Here is a 23,197-nt window from a genome sequence, read left to right as displayed (position 1 = left end):
GCCATATGTGCGCGCGTAGTCTGAATGGCGGTGAAAAATAGGGCAACACCCCGCCCGGAACACTGCCAGATCGTCAGTTTCCGCCGTCGCGGGGTCCGCGGAGGTGAGCAGATTGGCAGCCAGAAGAGCCGGCCGGAACGGCCTGGACGATCTCGACCGCAGGGTGCTCCGCCTGGTCAGGGAACGCCCGCGCACCGGACTGCTGGAGATCTCCCGCATCCTCGGGGTCGCCCGGGGGACGGTCCAGGCCCGGCTGGACCGGATGGTCGCCGACGGGGTGATCGTCGACTTCGGGCCCAACCTCTCCCCGCGCGCCCTCGGCTACCCGGTGCAGGCGTTCACCACGCTGGAGGTCGAGCAGGTCTCCCGGCCCGACATCTCCGCCGCACTGGAGGTGATCCCCGAGGTCATGGAGGCGCACATCGTCACCGGCCCCGGCGACGTCTGGTGCCGGATCGCCGGCCACGACCACGAGCACATCCAGCGGGTCATCGACCGGATGCTGGGCATCCCCGGCGTACGGCGCAGCAGCACGGTGATCACCCTCTCCACCGTGGTGGCCCACCGGGTCCAGCCCCTGGCCGACGACTGAATCCGCCCACGCCGCGATCCGCCTGCCTCCGCGCCCGTCAGTCCTTGAGGAGGTTGCGGATGACGGGCGCCGGGAAGCGGCTGAAATCACGGTCCAAAGTCCACAGCTCACGGACTCCGTTCGCCGCGCACACTGCCGCGATGCGCGCGTCGTGGACCATCGGGCCCAGCACCCTGCCTGATTCGATCACAGACCGGAGCGTCTTCCAGTGGTCCTTCGTCTCACCGATCATGACAAGAGACGGTGACGTCAGCCAGGCGTCGATCTGGGCGATGGCCTGCGCCGAGGTGCTCGGCGGTGCGTAGATGCGGGGATGGGTCACGACCGAGAAGAACTCGTGGACACACGGCCATGGAATCGCCCAGGCCGACCGCCCCTCCGCCAGTTCCCTGATCTTCGCCATCGCCCTGTCGTGGAACTCGTTGTCGCTGCGATGTGCGTACACCAGGACGTTGGTATCGACGGCGATCACAGACGATCCTCGTAGGCCAGCGCCCGGATGTCCTCCCATGAGGCGCCTCTCACGGAGGGTTGCATCCCCTGACCGCCCACGGACGCGTCGGGCAGCGTATACCCCGCCTCTCGCGACCGACGTGCCAGAACGGACCGCAATCCCTCCTCGACGAGGGCGCGCAGAGTCGTCCCCTCGGACCTGGCGAGCTGCCGGGCTTCCTGGAGCAAGCCGTCCGCGATGTCGACGGTCGTCTTCATATTGGCCCCCATACCCATGGAGCAATACTCCCATCCGTCGTTTCTATCCGCACATGAAACATCACGCAGAGTGCACATGGCTTCGCTCGGGTGATCGGGAGAGGTGATTAGGGATTGTTCGATGGGAGTACCGTGGGTTTGTCTATTTTGGCCCCCTGGAGCGCTCCCATGTTCTTCGGCATCACCGACATCTGGACCTACGTCATCGGTGCCTTCTTCATCGTCCTGCTGCCCGGCCCGAACTCCCTCTACGTGCTCAGCACCGCCGCGCAGCACGGGGTGCGCCAGGGCTATCGGGGGGCCGTGGGGGTGTTCCTCGGCGACACCGTCCTGATGGTCCTCGCGGCGGCCGGGGCCGCCTCGGCGCTGCGGGCCGAGCCGATGCTGTTCAACGTCGTCAAGTACGCCGGGGGCGCCTACCTGGCGTGGATCGGCGTGCAGATGCTGCGCGGGGCGTGGCGCTCGTGGCGGAACCACGGGGACGCCGAGGTCTCCGGGGCCGCGCCGGCGGAGGAGCGGGCGGGACGTCCGGCCAGGGACCCGTTCCGCAAGGCGCTGACGATCAGCCTGATGAACCCGAAGGCGATCCTGTTCTTCATCTCCTTCTTCATCCAGTTCGTGGACCCCTCCTACGGCAGCCCGGTGCTGTCGTTCCTGATCCTGGGGACGATCTGCCAGGTCTTCAGCGTGCTGTACCTCTCGACGCTGATCTTCGCCGGGAGTTTCCTGGCCTCCCAGTTCCGGGCGCGCCGCAGGCTGTCGGCCGGGCTCACCTCGGGTGTGGGCGCGCTGTTCATCGGCTTCGGGGCGCGGCTGGCCACGGCCACCCTGGGCTGACGCGCCGTACGGCCACGCCGGGCCGTACCGGCCGGGCACGGGACGCCGTACGGCCGGGCGCGCGTGACCGCCTTCGCCGCGCCGGGACGGCGGTCACGCCGGGACCGCCGTCGCGCGGCGGCGGTCGGTATCAGGCCGGGCCGGCGCCGTCCTGGTTCGCCTTGATCGCCACGCTGACCAGCGAGAGGAACAGCTCGGCGTCGGCCCTGCCGTCGATGGCCATGGACACCCAGCCGTCCCCGCTGCCCGGGACGACGCGCCGGCAGTCGGTGAGGACCCTGGCCCAGCGGTCGATGACGCCGGTGGTGAGCAGCAGTTCCGCGGTGTGGTCCCCGCGCATTCTGACGATCTCCCGGCCTCCGGACCTGAAGCCGATGCCCCTGCGGGTGCGTTTCAGCGCGAGGGCGGGCCAGTGGGAGAGCTGGGTCGCGACGTGCGCGACACCTTCGGTCGGCCGGCTGGACGTGCGCGCGTGCACTGCCATACGCGAATCGTCGCGAACCGTAAGGGTTCAGAAAAGTCACGTTTCCGAACCGTTACCGCCTGGACACACTCCGAGCATCGGCCGATCCGCCGCGACCCATACGGCATCGGTCGGTTAAAGCGAAGGCATGCTCCGGGGTCGGGTACGGTAAACCGCTTCCCGATACCGGGTGATCCTCGATACCCCGGAACGACGACCCGTCATGTCTGTTCACCGGCTGTCCGGGTAGGCGTCAAGCCTCACCGCCGGTCATTCCACCTTCCCGTGGAGCGCGCCATGAGCCACACGTCCGTCGCCCTGCCCCGCCTCACCGTCCTCGCCCGCCAGGCCGCCCCGAAGCTGCTGGAGGGAGTGGTCGCCCCGCTGGCCGTCTTCTACGCCGCGCTGGCCGTCCTCGGCGAGCGCGGAGCGCTCATCGCCGTGCTGAGCTGGGTCTATATCGGGGTGGGGTGGCGGTTGCTGCGGCGCGTCCCGGTGCCCGCCACGATGATCCTCGCCACCGTGGCGATCACCGTGCGGACGCTGCTGGGGCTGTGGACGGGCAGCATGGTGTTCTACTTCCTCCAGCCCGAGCTGGGCACGATCTGCATCAGCGTGGTCTTCCTGGCCTCGGTGCGGCTGAACCGCCCGATGGCGCAGAAGCTGACGCTCGACTACATCCACCTGCCCTCCGCGGTGCTCGGGCACGAACGGGTCCGCCGGTTCTTCGCCCGGATCACCCTGCTGTGGGGGTTCGTGCTGCTGGCGAACTCGACGGTGAGCATCTGGCTCCTGCTGCACCAGTCGATCGGCGCCTACCTCCTGGTGCGCACCTCGGTCGTGGCCCTGATCAGCGGCGCGGCGATCGCCTTCTCCGTCTGGGCCTTCCGCCGCGTCCTGCACCGCCTCCACTCCGCCTCCGCCCCCGCGCTCCCCGCGGCGCCCTGACGGCGGCGCGGCGCCGGCGTACGGGAAGGCGGACGCGGGCCGTACGGCGGAGCGGGCGCGAAGCCGAGGGACGGCGGGCCCGTCAGAGCCGGCGGGCGGGGTGAAGGCACCGGTCAGGGTGAGGATGCCGGTCAGGCCGATGGCGAGGCCGGTCAGCGCGGTGAACAGGCTGATCAGGGCGGCCGGGCCGCCGGAGCCGGGGTTGAGGGAGCTCGGCGTCAGGGCGACGATCAGGGACCACATCGACCAGCCGAACATGCCGCCCGAGCCGAGCCAGGCCAGGACCACCGGCCTCCACAGCGGCCGCCCGGACCGGCCGCGGACGATCACCAGCAGGCCGGTCGCCCCGAGGACCGGCAGCAGCGCGTCCACCAGGCCGCGCATGCCGGTGGTGAAGGAGACGCCGGCCGGGAGGTGACGGACCGCGCCGGGCAGCAGGACCAGGTCGAGGACCGCGATGACCACGGCGACGGCCAGGGCGGCCCAGGCGACGAACACCTGTGCCTCGCGCGCCGGGCCGGGCCTGCCGTCCGAGGTTCGCGCGGTGAACACCCACGGCCAGCGCCGGAGCGCGTGGTGGACGAACCCGGCCGTCAGCCCGAACGCCTGGGCGGTGAAGCCGGTGTAGACGACGAGGTAGACCCACCCGGCGACCGGGCTGTCCGCGCCGATCGCTTCCTCCCCGCTGACCAGGGAGAAAAGCCCGCCCAGTGGAGCCTGGACCGCGATGGGGACCAGCAGGCCGGTGCCGGCCCACATGGGCGCCAGGATCGCCCCCGCGGTGATCCTGGCGCCCCAGGGCCGGACGAAGGCCAGCGCGATCAGCAGCGCGACCACGTCCATGCCCAGGGTGAGCAGGTTGAGGCCGAAGAAGCCGCCGTCGCGCAGCAGGGCGGGGTCTCCGATGCCGACCGAGCCGCCGGTCAGCCAGATGACCTTGAGGGTGATGTAGGGCGTCATACCCGCCATGGCCACCGCGGCGGCCGTCAGCCGGAGCGCCCTCGCCGTCGTCCCGCCGTTCGCGGTGCCGGCCGGGCCGTCGGCCGCGTCGATCGTGTACGTCATACCCCGACCCTCCCGGTTCCGGCCGCGCCGTCCCTCCCACCGGCCGGTGATCCGCCTCCCCCGGCAGGGGGAACCCGCGACGCCGGTCCAGCTTTCCGGCAGGGGGGTCGGCGGCCCCGGTCGCCGCGTACACCGGGAAAAACCCCGGCCCCCGGCAGGGAGGACCGATGACCGCCGGACCGCTTCTCCGGCGGGGGAAACCGGCGGCCGGTAGGAGCGCGAAGGAGAGGGCAGGGAGGCGGACATGGTCACAACGCACCAACCGGAACGGTGGGCGGGGCTTCCGGTCTTCGTCGTCATCCTCGTGCCGGTGGCGGTCGCCGGCTCGCTGGCGCCGGGCGGTACGGCGTGGCGTTCGCGGAGGTGGTCCTGCTCTGGGCGTCGATCGTCGCCACCATCGTCGCCTTCCGCCGGATCAGCCGCGCGGCCGCCTGGCTCCTGGTCCCCTACCTGCTGTGGGTCACCTTCGCCGCCGCGCTGAACTTCGCCGTCTGGCGGCTCAGCTGACTCCCGCCCCGGGTGTCCCGGCCGTCAGGCCGGCCTCGTGGGCGACGATCGCCGCCTGGACCCGGTTCTCGGCCCCCAGCCGGGTGAGGATCGAGCTCACGTGGGCTTTGACGGTCCCCTCCACCAGGTGGAGGCTGCGGGCGATCCGCGCGTTGGACAGCCCCGCCGCGAGCAGGGCGAGCACGTCGCGCTCGCGGGGGGTGAGCGCCGCGACCTGCTCGCGGGCGGACGCCTCGCGGGTCATCCTGCCGTCCGCGAGCGCGGACACGACCCGCTTCGCCACGCGCGGCGACAGGCAGGCGGCGCCCTCGGCGACGGCGTGGATGCCGGCCAGCAGCTCGCGCGGGTCCCCCGACTTCAGGAGGAACCCGTCCGCGCCCTCCCCCAGTGCCCGGGCGATGTAGTCGTCCTCGCCGAAGGTGGTGAGCATCACCACGGCCGTGCCGGGGACGACCCGGCGCAGCTCGGCGACGGCCGCCAGCCCGTCCATCCGGGGCATCCGGATGTCGAGGAGGACGACGTCGGGGCGGTGGGCGAGGGCGAGCCGGACCGCCTCCCGGCCGTCGGCGGCCTCGGCCACCACCTCTATCTCCGGGTCGACGGCCAGTACGGCGCGCACCCCGGCCCGGATCATGGCCTCGTCGTCGGCCAGCAACACCTTGATCATCGCACTCCGTCCGCCACGTCCATGTTCACGTCCATATCCTCTTCGGTCTCTCCGGTCTCTCCGGTCCCTCCGGGGGAGCGGGGATCCTCCTCCCGGGTGGCTTCCGCGCCGGGCCTTTCCGCGCGGGGCCGCTCCGCGTCGGACCGCTCCGCATCGGACCGTTCGGTGCGGGGAAGGCGGGCCGTGACCCGGAAGCCGCCATTCCACGGGCCCGCCTCGAACACCCCGCCCGCCAGCCGTACCCGCTCGCGCAGCCCGGCCAGGCCCATCCCACCGGACGGACCTGACGGGCCGCCACGCGGGCGGCCCATCGTCGCCCGGGGCGCCGGGTTGGTCACCTCGACCGTGACCTCGGCGGGCCCGCCGAGCACCTCCACGGTCACGGGCGCGCCGGGGGCGTGTTTGGCGGCGTTGGTCAGGGACTCCTGGACGACCCTGCGGGCGGTGGGGTCGCGCAGCGATCCGTCGCCGCGCAGCTCCACCCGCATCCCCGAGGCGACGGCCCGTTCGACCACGTCGGAGACGCTCTCCTCCGACGGGGTCAGCGGCGCCGGGTCGTCCTCGCGGAGCACGCCGATGATCCGGTGGAGGCGTTCGGTGGTGTCGGCCGCGGCCTCGCGGAGCTCCCCGGCGGCCCGGCGGTGCCGTACGGGCAGGTCGGGCGCCATCTCCAGGGCCGCGGCGCGCAGCGCGATGAGCGCGAGGTCGTGGCCGATGGAGTCGTGCATGTCCTGGGTGATGCGGTTGCGCTCGCGCAGCCTGGCCTGGCCGGCGGCCAGCCGCCGCTCGCGCAGGCGCTGCTCGGCCCGCTGCCGGAACAGCAGGCCGACGCTCCAGGGCAGCAGGCCGGACAGCAGGACGCCCGACAGGGCGGGCAGCCAGAAGGCGGTGACGGCCGGGGCGGGCCGCGGGCCGCCGAGGAGGGAGAGGGCGAGGACCGCGGCGGCGCCCGTGCCCAGGAGAGCGGCGAACGCCCTGAGCGCGGGCCGGGGGTCCGGCGCACGGCGGCCGGCCCGGTGGCTCAGCACGATGACGGCGAGGGTGAGGCCGTTCAGCGGCAGCACCTTGAACGAAGGCAGGTCCAGGCCCCAGAACTGGAAGCTGGCCGCCCCCTCGCTGACGTTCCATGTCCCCGCGACCAGGACGGCCAGCATGGGGAGCACCGGCGCGCGGCGGCTCGCGAGCACGGCGGCGCAGATCACGATCACCTCGGCGGCCGTGGTCCACAGCCGCGCCCAGGCGGTGGCCGGTTCCCACCAGGCCGGGAGGGTGGGGGCCAGGACCGCCGGCAGGCAGAGCAGCAGGATCGTCACAAGTTCCCGCCGGTCCGGCCGACTCATCCTTTTCATCACCTTCGTGACGTTACAAGGCGCGGATACCGGGCGACTCCTCCCCGAGGGCGGCACGACCCCCGCCGAAAGTGGGGGGTGGCACGGGCTGAACGTCCGATGTGCCGGCCGCGGCCCGGCACCTAGCGTCGGTGGCGCACGAGTTCCGGCGGTGTCCCCGGGAGATCTCAGGGACACCACCCCGAGGCCCGGGGTCCCTCCCTGATGCCCGGAGCCCGGCGGTCCTTCAGCGTGCTGGGGAGATCCCCCGGACCCGGCAGGAGCCGTCCGGACACCCGACCCCCACCGATGAGGAGCACGGCCGTGACGCAGGCCATTCTCGACGCCGTACAGCAGGCGATGACCTCCCCCTGGATCTATCTGGCGCTGTTCGCGCTGGCCATGCTCGACGGGTTCTTCCCCGTGGTGCCCGCCGAGACGTCCGTCATCACGGCGGGCGTGTTCGCCGCCTCCACCGGCGCGCCCGACGTCGCGGCCGTGATCGCGGTGGCGGCGCTGGGCGCCTTCGCCGGTGACCACATCTCCTACGCCATCGGGCGCTCGGCGAACGGCAGGCTGCGAAGGGGAGGACGCGGCGGCCGGGCCTTCACCTGGGCGCGGCGCGCGCTGGCCGAACGCGGCGGGCTCGTCCTGGTGGCGGCCCGCTACATCCCCGGGGGCCGTACGGCCTGCACCCTCACCATGGGCGCGGTCGCCTACCCCCGGCGCTCGTTCGCCCTCTTCGACGCGGTCGCGGCCGTCTCATGGGCGGTCTACTCGGTGCTGATCGGCTACGTGGGCGGCGCGGCGTTCGAGCACGACCCGTTCAAGGGGCTGCTGCTCGGCCTCGGCATCGCCCTGTCGGTCACCGCGGTGGCCGAGACGATCCGGCACGTACGGCGACGCCGGGCCGCCGGGGCTCCGGGGCGGGAGCCGGCCCTCGCCGTCTCGGACGACTGACCGTCCGGCCCCGACCCGTCCCCCGGGGGAAATCCGCGCCGAAGTCAGGGACAACCCCGATGGATCGGGGCGCCGCGAGCGCGGGAGGCTGCCAGAGGTTCGCCGGAGGACGTCCCTCCGGACGCCTCGCTGAGACGTCCCGGCCATCTCGCCGTGTCGTGATCGGAGGAAGGAACCCGGATCGGGAGAACCCGGAATCGGGAGAGGACCGTGTCCCGCCGGACGGCGGGGGCGGGAGAGCGTGACGAGGGAGGGCTCATGAGCGTGGCGGCCGTCGGCCTGGCGTTGCTGGGGTCCCTGTTCTTCGCGCTCGGCGCCGCGCTGCAGCAGTCCGAGACGGGGCCGGACCGGGTCGCGCTGCGCCACCTGGCCAGGCGGCCGCGCTGGCTGCTCGGCGGCCTCGCCGTCGGGGCCGGCACCGCGCTGCACGTCCTCGCGCTGAGGTACGGGCCGCTCACGCTGGTCCAGCCGCTGGGAGCGGCGAGCCTGCTGTTCGCACTGCCCTGCGCGGCGGCCCTGCGGCACCGCAGGCCGCGGCCGCGCGAGCTGGCCGCCGCGGCCGCGGTCGCCGCCGGGCTGACCGGGCTGGTGCTGACCGTGCCGGAGCACACCGGCGATCCCCGTCTCGGCCCCTGGGGGGCGGTGGCCCTGCTCGCGGGGGCGGCCACCGTCGCCCTGGGGCTGCTGGCCGTCTCCCGGCGCGTCTCCCCCACCGCCCGCGCCGGGCTACTGGCGATGGCGGCGGGCGTGCTGTACGGCGCGACCGCCACGCTGACCCGGGTGCTGGTCGACGGCGCGTGGGAGCCGTGGCTGCTGCTCGCCGCGCCGCTGCCCGCCCTGGCCGCGCTGGGCCTGCTGCAGCGCGCCTACGCCTGCGGTCACTTCGGTGTCGCCTTCGCCTCCCTGCAGGTGGCCGACCCGCTGACCGCGGTCGTCTTCGGAGCCGTCCTGCTGGGTGAGCCGCTGCCTACCGGCGCGACGGCCACGCTGACCGCGCTGGCCGCCGCGCTGCTGGCCGCCTGCGGCACCGTCGCGCTGGCCCGCACCGGCCCGCCGCCCGCCGTGCACGTCCCCCAGGTCCGCTGAGCCCCGCGGGCCCCGCCCCGCGACCTCGCGGGCGCCACGCCCCGACCACCCCGTCCGTCCCCGGCCCCGCCGCGAACCCCACCCGGCCGTCCCGGCTCCCCGCCTCCGCGAGCCGCCCCCGACCTTCCGCTGAACGGAGTACCACCGATGACCACCGCTCTCGCGCCCGCCCCCGCCGCGCCGGCCACCGTACCGGCCCGTGCGCTTCCGGCCGTACGGCCGCGGCGGGTGCTGATCGCCACCGACACCTACCCGCCGGACGTGAACGGCGCCGCCTCCTTCACCCACCGGCTGGCCTGCGGGCTGGCCGCCCGGGGCAACGAGGTCCACGTGGCCTGCGCCTCCGACGAGGGGCCGGCCAGGACCGAGCACGTGGACGGGGTGACGGTGCACCGGCTGCGGTCGGTGCCCGTGCTGGTGCACCCGACGATGCGGATCTCGGTGCCGTCCCGGCTGGACGATCTGGTGGCGGCCCTCTCGCCGGACGTGGTCCACGTGCAGGGGCACTTCGTGGTGGGCCGGGCCGCGATCTCGGCGGCCGGGCGCGCGGACGTCCCGGTGGTGGCCACCAACCACTTCATGCCGGACAACCTCTTCCAGTTCGCCCATGTCCCGGGCGCGCTGCGCGACCGGGTGGGCGAACTGGCGTGGCGGGACTTCCGGCGCGTCTTCTCCCGGGCCGACCGGGTGACCACGCCGACCCGGATCGCCGCCGAGCTGCTGGCGGGCAAGGGCTTCGCCCACCCGGTGGAGCCGGTCTCGTGCGGCATCGACCTGCGCCGGTTCCAGCCGCGCGGCGGTCTCAGGTCGCTGGCGCGCGAGGCGCTCGGCCTGCCGGACCGCCACACGGTGCTGTTCGTCGGGCGGCTGGACGAGGAGAAGCGGCTGGACGAGCTCATCCGGGCGCTGCCGTACATGCTCAACGACCACGACGTGCAGGTCGCGCTGGCCGGCACGGGCGGGCAGCGCGAGCCGCTCACCCGGCTGGCGCACCGGATCGGGGTCGGTGACCGGGTCGTCTTCCTCGGCTTCGTCCCGGACGAGACGCTCCCGGACGCCTACGCCGCCGCCGACGTCTTCGCCATGCCGGGTGTCGCGGAACTGCAGAGCATCGCGACGCTGGAGGCCATGGCGTCCGGGCTGCCGGTCGTCGCCGCCGACGCGATGGCCCTGCCCCACCTGGTACGGCCCGGCGGGAACGGCCACCTGTACCGGCCCGGGGACGTGAGGGAACTGGCGCGCCGCCTGGGCGACGTGCTGGGCGCGCCCGAGCGGCGGGCCGCCATGGGCGCGGCGAGCCGGATGATCGCGCTCACCCACGACCACCAGGTGTCCCTCGCCCGGTTCGAGGCGATCTACCGGGAGGTCGCCCGGCGAGGTCACCGGGAGACCGCGTGGTGAGGACCCCGGGGGGCCACGCGGTGGGACGGCCGGGGGACAGTGCGGCGCGGCCGGCGGAGGACCGCGCGGTGAGGAGGGGCTCCGTCCGGGAAGGTCCGGACCTGGAGGCGCACGTCCGGGTGCGACCCGGCGAAGGAAGCGTTGCGGCGGGAAGAGCGCCGCGGGCAGGAGCGGCGCGATGAGGGAGGCCCCGGTGGGAGCGGACGGCGCGGACAGTGCGGACGGCGCGGACGGAGAGGGCACGGTGTGGCGCCGGCCCGCGATGGCCTGCGTGGGCGTCGCGGCGGCGGCGATGGCCTACGCCCATCTGGCGGCGACCGGTTCGGTTGACCCGATGACCGAGCTGACCAGCCGTTACGCCCTGTTCGGCCCGAGCGGCTGGGCGATGGCCGTCGCCGCGATCGCGCTGGCGGTGAGCTGCGTGTGGACGGCCTACGGCCTGACCCGGGTGGACCCGGCGCGCAGCGCCGCGGCGCGCGTCCTGCTCGTCGCGGCGGCGCTGGGACTGCTGCTCACCGCGGTGTTCCCCACCGACGCGCCGCCCGGGGTCACCTCCGGCGGCGGGGAGGTTCACCACTGGGCGGCGGCCGTGGTCCTCACCGCGCTGCCCTGCGCGGGCCGCCTGCTCGGGCGCCGGTTCGGCGAGCCGGCGCTGTCGCTGGCGGCCGGCCTGTCGGTGGCGGCGCTGGTGGCGTTCCTCGCGGCTCGCCCGGGATCGCCGGTCGCGGAGATCGTCGGCGGCTCGGGCTACCACGGCCTGCTGGAGCGGCTGGCGCTGCTGGCCGACATGGCCGTGGTCCTCCTGGCGGCCCGGTGCGCGGACGGGCGGGACGCCCCGGCTCGCGCCACCCGGCCGCTGGGCGCTTCCTTCGAAGCGGGGCCGGTCCTTCTTGAGCGCGAAATGAAACCTACCGGACAGTAACAAAAGAGACATATCCCTACTGCGGGACCCGTCCTTACCTACGCTAACGTAGGTTACGGAACCGTAGAGAGTGAGGAAGAGGTCCTATGCGGGAGTTCAGCCAGACCGAGCTGCTGCTCGAACTCGAGCCCGTCGTCGCCGGAGAACTGGACCGGCACCACAAAATGGCCAAGGAGTGGTTCCCGCACGAATACGTGCCGTGGTCCGAGGGCCGCGACTACGACGGGATCTTCGGCGGCGAGGCCTGGTCCGAGACCGACTCCACGATTCCCGAGGTGGCGCGGACCTCCCTCATCGTCAACCTGTTGACCGAGGACAACCTCCCCAGCTACCACTACGAGATCGCCACGGCCTTCGGCCGTGACGCCGCCTGGGGCACCTGGGTGCACCGCTGGACCGCCGAGGAGGCCCGTCACGGCACCGCCATCCGCGACTACCTGACGGTCACCCGGGCGGTCGACCCGGTCGCCCTGGAGCGGGCCCGGATGTCGCACATGGAGGAGGGGTTCAGCAACTCCTACGAGGGCGTGCTGCACTCGCTGGCCTACGTCTCCTTCCAGGAGCTGGCCACCCGCATCGCCCACCGCAACACCGGCAAGGTCTCGGGAGACCCGAACTGCGAGCGGCTGCTCGCCAGGATCGCCGCCGACGAGAACCTGCACATGCTCTTCTACCGCAACCTGCTCGGCGCGGCCTTCGAGCTGAACCCGGACCAGACCATGCGCGCCGTCACCGACGTGGTGACCACCTTCCAGATGCCCGGCACCGGCATCCAGGGCTTCAGCCGCAAGGCGATGGCCATCGCCCACGCCGGCATCTACGACCTGCGCCTGCACCTCGACGACGTCATCATGCCGGTCCTGCGGCAGTGGTCGGTGTTCGAGCGGGGGGGCCTGGGCGCCGAGGGCGACAAGGCCCGCGAGGAGCTGGTGGAGTTCCTCGACCGCCTTGAGGTGACCGCCTCGCGCTTCGTCGAGCGCCGCGAGGCCCGCCGCGCCCGCGAGGCCGCCGACGCCTGACGCCTTCCGTCCGTGGCCGCCCCGGACCGCGGGACGGCCACGGAACCGCCGGACCTCCGGGGCCGTCCGTGGCCGGATGACGTTCTTCGGCGGTGGAGAGTCCGGCGGACCCGGGCCGTCTTCCCGAAAGAGCGCCGGAGCACGGTCTCATGGACCGTCTGTCAGAACCGCATCCGCCAGAGCGCGCTGATCGGCAATGCCTTCAGCCTGGGACCGAAACTCAGCGACTGATCACCGGTGTAGAGGACGACGCCCGCGGCGAACGCGTCACCCGTCTGGCGTTCCAGCAGCCGGAGTCCCCGGAAGTCCTCGCTTCTGACCGTGGCGCTCGCCTTCACCTCGACACCGGCGACGCGCCCGTCGGCGGTCTCGAGCACGGCATCGACCTCCACCTGGTCCCTGGTCCTGTAGTGGAAGAGGCGGATGTCCTCCTCTGCCCAGCTGAGCTGCCGTGACAGCTCCATCAGCACGAAACCTTCCAGCAGCGGGCCGAACAGGTCCCCACCCGTCGCCAGCCTGTTCTCGTCGAGCCCGAGGAGGTAAGCGGCGATCCCCGAATCCACACACGCGACCTTCGGGGTCGCGACCGCGCGAGTGGCGAGGTTACCCGACCAGGCGGGAATCCGTTTGATCAGGAATATCTCCTCGCAGAGATCGAGGTACCGCTGCACCGTCCTGGCCGACACGCTCAGCTCCGAAGCCATGTTCGCCGCGACGAGCAGCTGCCCCGTCCGTGCCGCCACGATCTGGAGCAGCCGTTTCAGATCCGCGGGCTTGGAGATGTCGGCCAGATCCCGGATGTCCCGCTCGATCAACGTGTTGACGTACGACCCGAGAAAACGCCGCCTGCGTCGCGGATCAGAACGGGCGATCGCCTCCGGGAAGCCCCCTCGCACGATGCGCAGAGCCAGGGCCCGTCGGCTGTCGCCGGGCAGGGCCGGGAGCGGGCTGTCCGCCAGGCGGAAGACGGAGTCGACGAAGCCGTCCACCGCGCCTTCGAGCTCTCCCTGCGAGAAAGGCCACAGCTCGATGGTCTCCATCCGCCCGGGCAGCGCGTCGGGTAGGGACTTCAGGCCCAGCACTCTCGCCGATCCGGTCAGCAGGAAGCGCCCGGGACGAGGGTCGGTGTCCACCTGGTACTTGATGGGAAGCAGGAGCCCCGGCGCGTACTGGATCTCGTCGATGACGAGCAGGCCGGGATGCTTCACGAAAGTGTTCGGATCCTCCTGTGCGGCGGCGAGCACGTCCGGACGGTCGAGGTTCCGGGTGAGGGAGTTCTCGTGACCGCTCGCGATGAGAGCGGTCAGCGTGCTCTTGCCTGACTGACGAGCTCCGTTGACGAGGACTACGCGGGTGTCGGCGAGTGCTTCACGGACCAGACGCTCCGCGTTGCGGCGGATCACCTTTCCGAGTGGCGTGACCGGCTCAGACATACCTCAATGATGCCACTGGCCGACCGGCTGGAGGGGCGGTTCGTGTCCGATCAGCCGCATGATCCGTGTCCGATCAGCCGTACCTCCCGTGTCCGATCAGCCGCATGATCCGTGTCCGAACAGCCGTACCGGCCGGCCGGGTTCTCCGGAGTTCCCGGGCGGTCACCCGTACCGGCCGTTCGCGGGCGCCCGGCCGGTACGGATCGCCGGACGGAGGCTCAGGCCGTCAGGGCCGGCTCGCGGGGAAGGGCGGGGTCGGGGGCGGGCCGCAGCCGGCGCAGGGAGAGCAGCACCAGCAGGGCGGCCAGGCCCGTGGTGACCGGCGGGACGAGGAAGGCCAGGGACGCGCCGAAGCGGTCCACGAGCTGGCCCGCCACGGCGGCGCCGGTCGCGATGCCCAGGCCGATCCCGCCGTTGAGCCAGGTGAACGCCTCGGTCCGCACCTCGGCCGGGACGAGGCCCTCGGCGAGGGTGTAGCCGGTGATGACGGCCGGGGCGATGAGGAGGCCGGCCGCGGCGGCTCCGCCGTACAGCATGGGGACGGACCCGGCGAAGCACAGTGCGACGGTGGCCGCCGAGAGCAGGGTCAGGGCGGCGGCCAGCCGGGCCGGGGCGCCGACCCGCCAGCGGACGACGCCGTAGAGGAGCCCGCCGGCGAGGCTGGCGGCGGAGAAGGTCGCGTAGACCGGCCCGGCCGCGGCGGACTGGCCGAGCGCGGCCGTCGAGGAGGTGATGCCGACCTGGAGGCTGCCGAAGACGGTGCCGAGCGCGACGAAGGCGACGGCCAGCAGGGCCACGCCCCGCAGCCGCAGCACCCCGCCCCGGGAGCGCGCGTGGACCGGTACCGGCTCGGGGGCGCCCTCGCGGACCCCGGCGAACACGAGCGTGCCGACCACCACCATGACCAGGGCCGCGAGCAGCGCCCAGACGGGCGAGAAGCCGGTGGACAGGGCGACCAGGAGCATGGGCGCGAGGGTGAAGGTCAGCTCGTCGGTCATGGACTCCAGCGCGAAGGCCGTGCCCAGCCTGCCGGAGCCGCCCAGCACGTGCGCCCAGCGGGCCCGCACCATCGAGCCGACCTGCGGCATCGACCCGCCGGCCAGCGCCGACACAGCGGTGAGCGTGACGGGCGAGGCGTGCGAGGCGGCCAGCGCCAGCAGCGTGCCCAGCGCGGCGGCGTGCAGGACGACCTGCGGGACGAGCACCTTGGGCTGGCCGTGACGGTCGGCCAGCCGTCCGGTCTGCGGGCCGACGAGCGCCTGGGCGACGGCGGCGGCGGCCGAGGCGATCCCCGCCGCGCCGTACGAGCCGGTGGACCACTGCACCAGGAGCAGGATGCCGATCTGCAGCATGGCGTACGGCAGGCGGGCGACGAACGCGGGGGCGAGGAAGCGCCAGGCTCCCGGCAGGCCGAGAACGGCGAGGTAGGACTTCAACGGGTCTCCGTCCAGGGTCCAGACGGAGGGCATCGCCCGGCCGGGGCGAGCCGCACCGTCGTGGTGGGCTTCGACCGGGGTAGATACCGCGGGATCGCGGCCGCCGTGCGGTCATTACGGGCGCGCCCTTTCGGGCACACCAAGCAGACAATTTACCCTAAAAGGTGCATCCCTTATTTCCCGTCGGCCTGCGGACCGCCCGCAGGACCGGCCAGGCCGCAAGCGCGAGGGCGAGCGACAGCGCCGCCACGGCGCCCATGGCCCCCGGCAGGCCGGTCGCGTCGGCCCACCATCCGACGTAGACGGGCCCGGCGAGGAAGCCCAGGTAGGCGACGCCCGTCACCACGGACGTCGCCCGGCCGCGCACGGCGTGACCGACACCGTCGTTCGCCGCGGCCAGCAATGTGGGGAACAGCACCGCGGTCCCCGCCGCGGCCAGGACGAGCCCGGCCAGCGCCACGGGTGCGGAGGGAGCGGCGGCCACCGCCGAGCTCCCGGCGGCGGCGGTCACGGCGCCGCAGACGAGCACGGTCGCGGCGCGCCAGGACGCCACCCGGCCGGCGGAGAAACGGGTGACGGCGACGACGGCCGCGAAGACCGCCGGGGCGGCCGCGGCGAGCACCGGCCCGGCGCCGAGCACGTCGGCCAGGTAGACCGCCCCCCAGCTCTGGTGGGCGTTCTCGGCGGCGAAGGCCAGCGCGCCCAGCCCGCCGAACAGCAGGAGCGGCGCGAGACGTACGGCGGGCCGCCCCGCGCGTCCTTCCGGAGCCGCCTCCCCCGCCGGCCGTGCCCGCGCCGGACCGCCGCCCCCGTCCGCCCGCTCCCCCGGCGTGCCCGTACCACGCCGTGCCGCACGATCGGCCGCGCCGGCCCGCCCGCCCGCCGCGATCACCGGTGCCAGTCCCGCGGCGACCAGGGCGACCAGCAGGAACGGCAGGAAGGCCGGCGCCCCCGCGCCGGCCAGCAGCCCGGTGGAGAGGCTCGCGAGCACGACGGACGCGGAGAAGAACCCGTGCGCGCGGGTGATGACGGGCCGTCCCGCGGCCTGCTCCGCCGCCCCGGCGGCCGCGTTGATCGCCACGTCCGCCGCCCCGGAGGCCGCGCCGAGCAGGGCGAGGCCCGCCGACAGGCTCCACAGGTCGCGCGCGGTGAGCGCCACCGCCGTTCCCACCGCGCCGAGCAGCACGAGCAGCAAGGCGGCCGGCCGGCGTCCCCAGCGGTCGACGGCCACGCCCGCGGCGGGCATGGCGGGCAGCGCCCCGGCGCCGACGAACAGCAGGGCGAGGCCCAGCCGGCCGTCGTCCAGACCCGCCTGGTCGCGGATGGCGGGCACCGACGCCCCCCAGGCTCCCCAGAACGCGCCGAAGACCACGAAGCCCGCGTAGGCGGCCCGCCGCCCGGAGACGATTTCGGAACCCGACATGTGTGTAACGATACACAAGAGATGTGTATCGTTACACAGGTATCCTTCCCCCATGGCGGGAACGGCAGGCGGACGGCGGGCGACCATGGCCGAGGTCGCCCGCGAGGCGGGGGTGTCGGTGATGACCGTCTCCTATGCCTACGGCCGCCCCGACCGGGTCTCGGCCGACACGCGGGCCAGGGTCCGCGAGGCCGCCGAACGTCTCGGCTACCCGGGCCCGCACCCCGGGGCGCGGTCGCTGCGCCGCGGCCGCACCGGCAATCTGGGCGTCGTCCTCGGCGAGCACCTCACCTACGCCTTCGACGACCCGCAGGCGGCCCGCTTCCTCGCGGGAGTCGCCCAGGTCTGCGCCGACCACGGCATGGGGCTGACCCTCGTCCCGGTGACCGGAGGACCGGGGGACGCGAACCGCGTCGCCGAAGCGGCCGTCGACGGCTTCGTCGTCTGGACCACCGCGGACGACGACCCCGTCATCGACGCCATCGCCGCCCTGGGGCTGCCGGCGGTGGTGCACGGCGGCCCGTTCCGGGACGACCTCCCCTTCGTGGCCGCGGACGACCGGGCCGCCGCCGAGACGGCGGGGCGCGAGGCGTTCTCCGGCGCCCACCGGCCCGCGGTGCTCGGTTTCCCGCTCGACCGCACCAGGGCCACCGGCGTCTTCCCCGGCATCGCCCCCGCCGCCGCGACCTTCCGTGTCACGAGGCAGCGCCTGCACGGCTTCCGGGACGCCTGGACCGCCACCGGCGAGCCGTGGGAGCAGGTCAGGGTGGCTGTCTGCTCCACCAACAACGCCCGCGAGGCGGACGCGCTCGCGACCGGGTTGCTGACCGGCCCGGACCCCTGCGACGCGATCGCGGCGATGAGCGACGAGCTGGCCCTGGGCGCCCTCCGCGCCGCGGCGCGCCTGGGGGTGGACGTCCCCGGCGACCTCGCGGTCACCGGGTGGGACGACACCGAGGCGGCCGCCGCCGCGGAGCTGACCACCATCGCCCAGTCCCTGCGCGACCAGGGTGCGCGCTGCGCGCGGGTGGCTCTCGGCGCGCCCCCCGCGGCCGGGGACGCCGAGCCTCCTCACTGGCGGCTGGTCCGGCGCGGCTCCACCCGCCGCCCCTGACCGCGCCCGGTCCGTCCCCACGGTCAGGGAGGGGTTTCCCAGCGGTCAGGTAAAGGTGAAGGACGGGGGAATGCGTCCTGTTATGTCCGCGACGAGGTGGGCACGGGTGGCAGGAGGAACACCGCAAGGACGGCGAGATGATCGGAGGGGGATCGCTGTGGACAGGCGGAACACGCCGGACGATCCGTATTCGCGGTTCGAGGACGAGGGGATCCCGGACCTGCAGGAGGGGACACCGGAACAGCAGTGGGCGGTGGACCCGCAGGAGGAGCCCCTGCCCGCCGACCAGCCGGGCGCGCTGGACGACTACGGGACCACGGCCGAGGAGTGGAGCGCCGGGGAACCCCTCGACGGCCGTCTCAGCCGCGAGGAGCCCGAGCCCCAGCCGGTGTTCGGCGTGGAGGAGGGAGAGGGGACCGGCCGCGGCGAGGACGAGGCGGCCACCGGCGAGGACGGCCTCGACCCGGACATCCCGGACAACCTCGACGAGCAGGTGACCGAGACCAGCGGCCTCGGCGTGGGCTCGGACCTCAACACCGACTACGAGCGTGACGAGGACACCGACGTCGGCTACCAGTCGCAGCCGTCGGGGCCGGTCGGCGGGTACGGCGGCGACGAGCCGCGCCAGGCGGGCCGGCTGGTCGAGCCCGACCAGGGCGCCGCGACCGACACCGAGCCCGACATGATCGCCGAGGACGTCGGCCCTGACTTCGGCGGCTACACCGCCGAGGAGGCCGCCATGCACGTGGAACCGGAATGACGCCGGGACGTCAGAGGTGCTCGGTGAGGAAGGCGGTGACGGCCTCCACGGCCCGGCTCACGTGCGGTTCGGCGTCGTACAGGTCGATGTGGAGCCGGGTGTCCAGCCAGACGAGCCGCTTGGGCTCGTCCATCCGCTTGTAGACCTCCTCCGCGCCCTCCGGGGAGCAGAGGCGGTCCACGACGCCGTGCACCACCAGGCCGGGCTTGGGCGACAGGAAGTCGGCGCCGGTCATGTTGTCCATGGTGACCAGCTCGCGGACGGAGGCCCGGGTGACCTGGTTGCGCCAGTGCGGGGACGCGCCGCGTCCGGTGCCGTAGTAGGCGTACGGCTCGTCACCCGGCATGGCCGCCTCCCCCTCCGTCGCCACGGCGGGGACGTACTCGACCTCGCCGCCGAGGTCCTGGCGCTCCAGGACCTCGGCGAAGGAGGCCAGCGCCTCCTCGTACCCGGCCGGTGACATCCGGGCACGCGCGGTGTAGGGGTCGTTGTAGGCGCCGGCGATCCCGGCGAAGACCCGCACCCGGGGGTCGAAGGCGGCGAACTTCAGCGCGTAGCCGGCGCCCAGGCAGATCCCGACCGCACCGATCCTGGCGCCGTCGGCCTCGGGCCGCGAGCGCAGCAGCGAGACCGCCGCCCGCAGGTCGTGCAGCTTGCCCTGGGGGTCCTCGTGCCGGCGCGGCGTCCCGCCGGACTCCCCCCAGTTGCGGTGGTCGAAGGCCAGCGTCACGTATCCGGCGGCGGCCAGCCGTTCGGCGTACAGCCCGGTCACCTGGTCGCGGGTGCCGGTGAACGGCCCGGTGAGGACCAGCGCCGGGTGCGGGCCGGGACCGTCCGGCGCCCGCAGGTCGCCGACGAGCGTGATCCCGTCGGCCTCGAACTCAACCCTCTCGGTCATGCGTCCCAGTCTGGACGACTCCCGCCCCTGAACGATCCCGATTCGTGGCCACGGCCATCGCGAAAGATCTCTTCGGTGCGTTCGGCGATGTCATCCCGATCGGTGGTCACGGACCCGAACCAGGCGGGCGGCCACTCCTCCGGCCCGCTCTCATCGGAGTGGAGCGCCGGCTCTGGAAAGGGGGCCGTACGACCCGTCGGCACCGCGCCTGCCGGAGCCCCGCCCCAGGGCGGCGGCGTCACTCCCTCTCGCCCAGGAGCGCGAGCAGCGCGGGGCGCAGCAGGCGATCGATCTCTTCCCGGGGCGCGTCGCGCAGCGGGTCCAGGCCGAGGAGCTGGTGGCCGACGGTGACGCCGAGCAGGACCGAGGTGGCCAGCGCGGCGCGCAGCCGGGCGTCGTCGCCGGGCAGCTCGGCGCCGACCCGATCGATCTGTCCGCCGAGCGCGGTCCGGGCGGCGTCGGCGGCCTCGGGGTGGGTGAGCATGGAGCGCAGCATGGCCAGCGAGGCCGGTGAAAGGCCGCCCAGCTTCATCCCTAGCGTCTCCAGCATCCGCCCGGCCAGATCGCGGGCCTCGCCGGGCTCCCCCTCCTTGGTGGGAACGGCCTGTACGGCCCGGCTGAACAGCTCCTGCTTGGATCCGAAGTACTGCATGACGAGCGCCGGGTCGACGCCCGCCGCCGCCGCGACCGCGCGGATGGTGGTGCGCTCGAAGCCCCGATCGGCGAACAGCGCGCGGGCCGCGTCGAGGATGCGCCGCTCGGAGCGGAGACGGCGCTCGGCGCGGGTGATGGTCATCCGGTCACTTTACCGGCGCGGACGGTGGCCGCCCTTTCGCTCTACAACCGTTGATCGAACATGGGCCGCGCCGTACACTCAACAATCGTTGAGCGATTTGAACGAGATGAATGGAGCAGCCATGCGCCCGAGTGCGATCGTCGCTCGTTACCACGACGCGATGCGCGGCAAGTCGGCCGACGCCCTCGCCGACCTCTACGCCGAGGACGCCGTCCACGAGTTCCCCTTCGCCGTCCCGGGCTTCCTCCCGGATCTCACGGGCCGCGAGGCGATCCGCGCTGGATACCGGGCCATGTGGGACGCGAGTCCGGTGCGGGTGGAGGAGATCCGCGGCGTGGTCGTCCACGAGACCGCCGACCCCGAGGTGGTGGTGGTCGAGCACGAGACCGCCGGGACCCTGGGCACGACCGGACGCCCCTTCACGGTCCCGGGCCTGCTGGTCCTGCGGGTCAGGGACGGCCGCGTGGTCCACTGCCGCGACTACATGGACGCCGCCGCGCTCGCCCGGCTCAGGGAGGCCGGCGGAATGCCCGGCGGGACGGACCCGGCCCGATAGAACGGCCGGCCCGGCGATGCGAGCCCGTCCGGTGACTCGGGATGAGCCGGGAAAGGGCCGGGAAAGGGCCGGGAAAGGTCCGGGGCGGCCCCGACGGAACGCCCCTGGCCCGGCGGGAGGGGTCAGACCCGGTTGAAGGGCTCGGCGTAGGCGAACGCGCCGCGGAGGCGCGGGTCGCCCGGGTCGTACGCCGACAGGGTGCGGACCTGGAAGAACACCTCCCACTCCGGCACCGGGGGCACGACGCCGTACTCCGCGCCGGACCGGAAGCCGAAGCGCGAGTAGTAGGCGGGCGAGCCGACCAGCACCGCCATCGGCTCGCCCGTGGCGTCCGCGGCGCCGAGGAGGGTGTGCACCAGGGCGAGGCCGACGCCGCGCCGCTGGTGGGCGGGGCGGACGCTCACCGGGCCGACGGCGACGACGGGAGTCCCCTCGACGTGGCCGCGGCTGCCCAGCACGTGCCCGACGACCTGCCCGTCCGGGCCGGTCGCGACGAGGGACAGCGCGGGCATCCATCCGTCGCAGTCGCGCAGCTCGCGCAGCAGGGTGTCCTCGACGGGGGTCTCGCCGGGCCGGTCGGGCTTGGCGAAGGCGGCGGCCGTCACCTGGTGGACGGCGTCGATGTCGGCGGGGGTCTCACGGCGAACGATCATCCGCCCACCCTGCGCCGGACCGGCCGGGCGCCGCAATCGGATTACCGGCCGGCGACGCCTCACCGAGGAGCCGCTCCGGACTCCGCGTCCCGCGGGAGAGGGGCCGGGACCGGCCGCGTTCCCGCGGGACGGGACGCCTCAGAAGACGCCCCAGAAGACGCCTCAGGAGTCGAAACCGAGGCCCATCCGGTCCAGGGTGCGCAGCCACAGGTTGCGGCGGCCCTCGTGGAGGTCGGCCCGGGCGAGCGACCAGCGCGTCATCTGGATCCCCGCAGAGCGGACCGGCTCCGGCGGGAAGGGGATCGGCTTCTCCCGGACCATCCGCAGCTCGGTCCGCTCCGTCGGCTCCCCGGCGAGCAGGTCGAGCATGACGTTGGCCCCGAAGCGGGTGGCGGCGACCCCCAGGCCGGTGTAGCCGACGGCGTAGGCGAGCCGCCCGCCGTGGGCGTGGCCGTAGAAGGCGCTGAACCTGCTGCAGGTGTCGATGACGCCGCCCCACCGGTGGGTGAAGCGCACCCCGTCGAGCTGCGGGAAGGTGGTGAAGAAGTGCTCCGCCAGCTTGGCGAAGGTCTCGTCGCGCTGCTCGTACTCCGGCCTGATGCGGCCGCCGTTGTAGTAGACCGCGTCGTAGCCGCCCCACAGGATGCGGTTGTCGGCGGTCAGCCGGTAGTAGTGGAACTGGTTGGCCGAGTCGCCCACGCCCTGGCGGTTGCGCCAGCCGACGGAGGCGAGCTGCTCCTCCGACAGCGGCTCGGTCATCAGGGCGTAGTCGTAGACCGGCACCAGGAAGTGCTTCAGCCTGCGCAGCAGCGGCTGGAACACGCCGGTGCCGAGCGCGACCTTCGCGGCCCTGACGGTGCCGCGCGGGGTGACCAGGTCCATGGTGGCCCGGCTGTCCCTGATGTGGCGGACCGGCGTGCCCTCGTAGACGCGCACGCCCAGCTCCAGGCAGGCCCGCCGGAGCCCCCAGGCCAGCCGGGCGGGGTCGATCATGGCGCAGCCGTCGCGTTCCCAGTAGCCGCCGACGTAGGTGGGCGAGTTCACCTCCGCCCGGACCTCGTCGCGGTCGAGGACGTCGTAGCCCAGGCCCAGTTCCCGCGCCGCCCGGACGCTCTCGCGCATCTCGTCGAGCTGCCAGGGCTCGGTGGCGACGTGCAGTTCGCCGGTGCGCTCGTAGGCGCAGTCGATGCCGTAGCGCCTGACGGCCTCGCCGATCTCGTCGAGGTTCGCCCGGCCCAGCCGTTCCAGGGTGGTGATCTCCTCGGGCCAGCGTTCCAGCCCGTTGGCGAGGCCGTGGGTGAGCGACGCCACCGCGAACCCGCCGTTGCGGCCGGAGGCCGCCCAGCCGATCCCGCGTCCTTCCAGCAGGACCACGTCGAGGGACGGGTCGCGTTCCTTGGCCATCAGGGCGGCCCACAGCCCCGAGAAGCCTCCGCCGACCACCGCGAGATCGGCGGTCGTGTCCTTGAGGAGCCGCGGCAGCGGCTCGGGTTTCGCCGGACTGTCGAGCCAGTACGGCTTGCGCTCCGCGTCAGCAAGAGCCTTCAGCGGATCCACAAATCTCACTTCCCTACGGTGAGTCAAAAAATTCGTTGTGTAGGTATTGCGTGACCTCGGTGGTC

General features: G+C 73.5%; 27 protein-coding genes. 15 read left to right on the top strand and 12 right to left on the bottom strand.

The window, feature by feature from the left end:
* Window positions 1–112 precede the first annotated feature (112 nt).
* On the top strand, window positions 113–592 hold the full coding sequence (locus IEZ10_RS09645; protein WP_189246114.1) for an Lrp/AsnC family transcriptional regulator: 480 nt from the start codon (window positions 113–115) through the stop codon (window positions 590–592).
* Between the two features lie 37 nt (window positions 593–629).
* Here the strand turns inward: IEZ10_RS09645 and IEZ10_RS09640 are convergent, their stop codons facing one another.
* Together IEZ10_RS09640 and IEZ10_RS09635 are read right to left on the bottom strand one after the other, a co-directional pair.
* The gene (locus tag IEZ10_RS09640) at window positions 630–1,064 is read right to left on the bottom strand and encodes a type II toxin-antitoxin system VapC family toxin (RefSeq protein ID WP_189246113.1); all 435 of its coding nucleotides are present in this window, start codon (window positions 1,062–1,064) and stop codon (window positions 630–632) included.
* Window positions 1,061–1,303, bottom strand: coding sequence for a type II toxin-antitoxin system VapB family antitoxin (locus IEZ10_RS09635; RefSeq protein ID WP_229811096.1), 243 nt, complete (start codon window positions 1,301–1,303; stop codon window positions 1,061–1,063). Before IEZ10_RS09635 ends, IEZ10_RS09640 begins: the two co-directional genes overlap by 4 nt.
* A 168-nt stretch (window positions 1,304–1,471) precedes the next feature.
* On the opposite strand from IEZ10_RS09635, the gene leuE reads away from it, so the two are divergent.
* Window positions 1,472–2,140: a leucine efflux protein LeuE gene (gene leuE / locus IEZ10_RS09630; RefSeq protein ID WP_189246112.1), complete on the top strand. Its 669-nt coding sequence runs from the start codon at window positions 1,472–1,474 to the stop codon at window positions 2,138–2,140.
* Window positions 2,141–2,270: 130 nt separating this feature from the next.
* On the opposite strand, the gene IEZ10_RS09625 is transcribed toward leuE, so the two are convergent.
* Window positions 2,271–2,624 carry a luciferase domain-containing protein gene (locus tag IEZ10_RS09625; protein ID WP_189246111.1) on the bottom strand — a complete coding sequence of 118 codons (354 nt, stop codon included), beginning with the start codon at window positions 2,622–2,624 and terminating at the stop codon, window positions 2,271–2,273.
* A 276-nt stretch (window positions 2,625–2,900) separates the two neighbouring features.
* On the opposite strand from IEZ10_RS09625, the gene IEZ10_RS09620 reads away from it, so the two are divergent.
* The 5 genes from IEZ10_RS09620 to IEZ10_RS09600 all read left to right on the top strand — a co-directional run bounded on the left by IEZ10_RS09620 (window position 2,901) and on the right by IEZ10_RS09600 (window position 5,123).
* The gene (locus IEZ10_RS09620; RefSeq protein WP_189246110.1) at window positions 2,901–3,551 is read left to right on the top strand and encodes a VC0807 family protein; all 651 of its coding nucleotides are present in this window, start codon (window positions 2,901–2,903) and stop codon (window positions 3,549–3,551) included.
* A gap of 139 nt (window positions 3,552–3,690) precedes the next feature.
* Window positions 3,691–3,969: a hypothetical protein gene (locus tag IEZ10_RS09615; RefSeq protein WP_189246109.1), complete on the top strand. Its 279-nt coding sequence runs from the start codon at window positions 3,691–3,693 to the stop codon at window positions 3,967–3,969.
* 39 nt (window positions 3,970–4,008) lie between these two features.
* Window positions 4,009–4,179 (top strand): hypothetical protein, encoded by a 171-nt coding sequence (locus IEZ10_RS09610; protein ID WP_189246108.1) that lies wholly within the window; start codon window positions 4,009–4,011, stop codon window positions 4,177–4,179.
* Window positions 4,180–4,278: 99 nt separating this feature from the next.
* A complete protein-coding gene (locus tag IEZ10_RS09605) occupies window positions 4,279–4,503 on the top strand; it encodes a hypothetical protein (protein ID WP_189246107.1) in 225 nt (74 codons plus the stop codon).
* 461 nt (window positions 4,504–4,964) lie between these two features.
* The gene (locus IEZ10_RS09600; RefSeq protein WP_229811095.1) at window positions 4,965–5,123 is read left to right on the top strand and encodes a TspO/MBR family protein; all 159 of its coding nucleotides are present in this window, start codon (window positions 4,965–4,967) and stop codon (window positions 5,121–5,123) included.
* On the opposite strand, the gene IEZ10_RS09595 is transcribed toward IEZ10_RS09600, so the two are convergent.
* Both IEZ10_RS09595 and IEZ10_RS09590 read right to left on the bottom strand, forming a co-directional pair.
* Window positions 5,116–5,790 carry a response regulator gene (locus IEZ10_RS09595; RefSeq protein WP_189246105.1) on the bottom strand — a complete coding sequence of 225 codons (675 nt, stop codon included), beginning with the start codon at window positions 5,788–5,790 and terminating at the stop codon, window positions 5,116–5,118. The two genes, IEZ10_RS09600 and IEZ10_RS09595, sit on opposite strands and share 8 nt — an antisense overlap.
* Complete coding sequence (locus tag IEZ10_RS09590; protein ID WP_189246104.1) at window positions 5,787–7,130, bottom strand: sensor histidine kinase; 1,344 nt, start codon at window positions 7,128–7,130, stop codon at window positions 5,787–5,789. The genes IEZ10_RS09595 and IEZ10_RS09590 overlap by 4 nt, the downstream gene beginning before the upstream one ends.
* A 312-nt stretch (window positions 7,131–7,442) precedes the next feature.
* Here IEZ10_RS09590 and IEZ10_RS09585 point away from each other — a divergent pair, with 312 nt between their 5' ends.
* The 5 genes from IEZ10_RS09585 (at window position 7,443) to IEZ10_RS09565 (ending at window position 12,506) form a co-directional block, all read left to right on the top strand.
* On the top strand, window positions 7,443–8,078 hold the full coding sequence (locus IEZ10_RS09585; protein WP_189246103.1) for a DedA family protein: 636 nt from the start codon (window positions 7,443–7,445) through the stop codon (window positions 8,076–8,078).
* Between the two features lie 258 nt (window positions 8,079–8,336).
* Window positions 8,337–9,164, top strand: coding sequence for a DMT family transporter (locus IEZ10_RS09580; protein ID WP_189246102.1), 828 nt, complete (start codon window positions 8,337–8,339; stop codon window positions 9,162–9,164).
* Window positions 9,165–9,311: 147 nt separating this feature from the next.
* Entirely contained in the window at window positions 9,312–10,565 is a 1,254-nt protein-coding gene (locus IEZ10_RS09575) for a glycosyltransferase (RefSeq protein WP_189246101.1), read from the top strand.
* A 178-nt stretch (window positions 10,566–10,743) separates the two neighbouring features.
* Window positions 10,744–11,487 carry a DUF998 domain-containing protein gene (locus IEZ10_RS09570; protein ID WP_189246100.1) on the top strand — a complete coding sequence of 248 codons (744 nt, stop codon included), beginning with the start codon at window positions 10,744–10,746 and terminating at the stop codon, window positions 11,485–11,487.
* 86 nt (window positions 11,488–11,573) lie between these two features.
* Window positions 11,574–12,506: an acyl-ACP desaturase gene (locus tag IEZ10_RS09565; protein WP_189246099.1), complete on the top strand. Its 933-nt coding sequence runs from the start codon at window positions 11,574–11,576 to the stop codon at window positions 12,504–12,506.
* Window positions 12,507–12,667: 161 nt separating this feature from the next.
* Here the strand turns inward: IEZ10_RS09565 and IEZ10_RS09560 are convergent, their stop codons facing one another.
* The 3 genes from IEZ10_RS09560 to IEZ10_RS09550 all read right to left on the bottom strand — a co-directional run bounded on the left by IEZ10_RS09560 (window position 12,668) and on the right by IEZ10_RS09550 (window position 16,798).
* Window positions 12,668–13,939 carry an ATP-binding protein gene (locus tag IEZ10_RS09560; RefSeq protein ID WP_189246098.1) on the bottom strand — a complete coding sequence of 424 codons (1,272 nt, stop codon included), beginning with the start codon at window positions 13,937–13,939 and terminating at the stop codon, window positions 12,668–12,670.
* A 218-nt stretch (window positions 13,940–14,157) separates the two neighbouring features.
* Window positions 14,158–15,375, bottom strand: a complete 1,218-nt coding sequence (locus IEZ10_RS09555; RefSeq protein ID WP_229811094.1) for an MFS transporter — start codon at window positions 15,373–15,375, stop codon at window positions 14,158–14,160.
* Window positions 15,376–15,532: 157 nt separating this feature from the next.
* A complete protein-coding gene (locus tag IEZ10_RS09550) occupies window positions 15,533–16,798 on the bottom strand; it encodes an MFS transporter (RefSeq protein ID WP_189246096.1) in 1,266 nt (421 codons plus the stop codon).
* Window positions 16,799–16,850: 52 nt separating this feature from the next.
* Between IEZ10_RS09550 and IEZ10_RS09545 the strand changes: the two genes are divergently transcribed.
* Window positions 16,851–17,912 carry a LacI family DNA-binding transcriptional regulator gene (locus IEZ10_RS09545; RefSeq protein WP_189246095.1) on the top strand — a complete coding sequence of 354 codons (1,062 nt, stop codon included), beginning with the start codon at window positions 16,851–16,853 and terminating at the stop codon, window positions 17,910–17,912.
* A gap of 157 nt (window positions 17,913–18,069) precedes the next feature.
* On the top strand, window positions 18,070–18,672 hold the full coding sequence (locus tag IEZ10_RS09540; protein ID WP_189246094.1) for a DUF5709 domain-containing protein: 603 nt from the start codon (window positions 18,070–18,072) through the stop codon (window positions 18,670–18,672).
* 10 nt (window positions 18,673–18,682) lie between these two features.
* Here IEZ10_RS09540 and IEZ10_RS09535 read toward each other — a convergent pair whose 3' ends face one another.
* Together IEZ10_RS09535 and IEZ10_RS09530 are read right to left on the bottom strand one after the other, a co-directional pair.
* Window positions 18,683–19,570: an alpha/beta hydrolase gene (locus IEZ10_RS09535; RefSeq protein ID WP_189246093.1), complete on the bottom strand. Its 888-nt coding sequence runs from the start codon at window positions 19,568–19,570 to the stop codon at window positions 18,683–18,685.
* A gap of 238 nt (window positions 19,571–19,808) precedes the next feature.
* On the bottom strand, window positions 19,809–20,366 hold the full coding sequence (locus IEZ10_RS09530; protein WP_189246092.1) for a TetR/AcrR family transcriptional regulator: 558 nt from the start codon (window positions 20,364–20,366) through the stop codon (window positions 19,809–19,811).
* A 121-nt stretch (window positions 20,367–20,487) separates the two neighbouring features.
* Between IEZ10_RS09530 and IEZ10_RS09525 the strand changes: the two genes are divergently transcribed.
* Entirely contained in the window at window positions 20,488–20,922 is a 435-nt protein-coding gene (locus IEZ10_RS09525; protein WP_229811093.1) for a nuclear transport factor 2 family protein, read from the top strand.
* Between the two features lie 122 nt (window positions 20,923–21,044).
* On the opposite strand, the gene IEZ10_RS09520 is transcribed toward IEZ10_RS09525, so the two are convergent.
* Window positions 21,045–21,575 carry a GNAT family N-acetyltransferase gene (locus tag IEZ10_RS09520; RefSeq protein ID WP_189246091.1) on the bottom strand — a complete coding sequence of 177 codons (531 nt, stop codon included), beginning with the start codon at window positions 21,573–21,575 and terminating at the stop codon, window positions 21,045–21,047.
* Between the two features lie 162 nt (window positions 21,576–21,737).
* The gene (locus tag IEZ10_RS09515) at window positions 21,738–23,132 is read right to left on the bottom strand and encodes an NAD(P)/FAD-dependent oxidoreductase (RefSeq protein WP_189246160.1); all 1,395 of its coding nucleotides are present in this window, start codon (window positions 23,130–23,132) and stop codon (window positions 21,738–21,740) included.
* Window positions 23,133–23,197: the final 65 nt, after the last annotated feature.

The sequence above is a fragment of the Streptosporangium pseudovulgare genome, assembly GCF_014648055.1.
Lineage (GTDB): Bacteria > Actinomycetota > Actinomycetes > Streptosporangiales > Streptosporangiaceae > Streptosporangium > Streptosporangium pseudovulgare.
The sequence above is the reverse complement of the archived record's forward strand: the minus strand, read 5'-3'. Positions and strand labels throughout refer to the sequence as shown.